1 protein-coding gene is annotated in these 1,348 nt (G+C 68.5%); it reads left to right on the top strand.

From position 1 onward, the window contains the following. Window positions 1-115 precede the first annotated feature (115 nt). On the top strand, window positions 116-1,312 hold the full coding sequence (locus DTS01S_RS00040; RefSeq protein ID WP_012203324.1) for an acetyl-CoA C-acyltransferase: 1,197 nt from the start codon (window positions 116-118) through the stop codon (window positions 1,310-1,312). Window positions 1,313-1,348: the final 36 nt, after the last annotated feature.

Below are 1,348 nucleotides of genomic sequence, written 5' to 3'. Positions count from 1 at the left end.
ACGACACCCTCGGTGTGGGGTGGCGCGGCCGGCGTAGGCCCTTCCTCGGTGTCCCCGACTGGGCCGCGCCGGCAACAAGTAATAGAAATTCCCAAGAGACAAGCAAGGACCGACCATGCGCGAAGCCGTCATCGTTTCCACTGCCCGCACGCCCCTGACCAAGTCGCACCGCGGCGAGTTCAACGTCACGCCCGCCGCCCAGCTGGCGGCCTTCTCGGTCAAGGCCGCGGTCGAGCGCTCGGGCATCGACCCGGCCATGATCGAGGACCTGATCCTGGGCTGCGGCAACCCCGACGGCTTCCAGGGCCGCAACCTGGGCCGCCAGACCGTGCTGCGCGCCGAGCTGCCCCTGTCCATCGCGGGCACGACCATCACGCGCTTTTGCGCCTCGGGCCTGCAGTCCATCGCCATCGCGGCGGGCCGCATCGTGGCCGAGGGCGTGGACGCCATGCTGGCCGGCGGCATCGAGACCATCTCGGGCATCCGCCCCGGCAACAACCTGCCCACCGACATGGACCCCTGGCTGGTCGAGCACAAGCCCGCGCTGTACATGGCCATGATCGACACGGCCGACATCGTGGCGCGCCGCTACGGCATCAGCCGCGAGGACCAGGACGCCTTCTCGCTGCAAAGCCAGCAGCGCACGGCCGCCGCCCAGGCCGCCGACCTGTTCAAGGACGAAATCATTGCCTGCGCCACGCGCATGGCCGAGAAGAACAAGGACACGGGCGAGATCACCTACCGCGACGTGGTCGCCACCAAGGACAACTGCAACCGCGCCTCCACCACGTTGGAAGGCCTGGCCAAGCTGGAACCCGTCAAGGGCCCGGACCAGTTCATCACGGCCGGCAATGCCTCGCAGCTGTCCGATGGATCGTCGGCCTGCGTGCTGATGGAAGCCAGGCAGGCCGAGCGCCTGGGCCTGTCCCCGCTGGGCGCCTTCCGCGGCTTTGCCGTGGCCGGCTGCGAGCCTGACGAAATGGGCATCGGCCCCGTCTTCGCGGTCCCCAAGCTGCTGGCGCGCCACGGCCTCAAGGTCGAGGACATCGACCTGTGGGAACTCAACGAGGCCTTTGCCTCCCAGGCCCTGTACTGCCAGCGCAAGCTGGGCATTCCCAACGAGCGCCTGAACGTCAACGGCGGCGCCATCTCCATCGGCCATCCCTTCGGCATGACGGGTGCGCGCCTGGCCGGCCACATCCTGCTGGAAGGCCGGCGCCGCAAGGCCCGGGACGCGTCAGTCAAGTGGGGCGTGGTCACCATGTGCATCGCAGGTGGCATGGGCGCCGCAGGCCTGTTCGAAATTTATTGAATAAGCACCCCCTGAGCGGCTGGCGCCGCTTCCCCC

This window comes from Delftia tsuruhatensis NBRC 16741 (genome assembly GCF_001571325.1).
Classification (GTDB): Bacteria; Pseudomonadota; Gammaproteobacteria; order Burkholderiales; family Burkholderiaceae_C; genus Comamonas; species Comamonas tsuruhatensis.
The sequence above is the reverse complement of the archived record's forward strand: the minus strand, read 5'-3'. Positions and strand labels throughout refer to the sequence as shown.

What these genes read in the sequence shown, in the direction of transcription:
- DTS01S_RS00040 (WP_012203324.1), top strand. Translation starts at nt 116, where the DNA reads ATGCGCGAAGCCGTCATCGTTTCCACTGCCCGCACGCCCCTGACCAAG.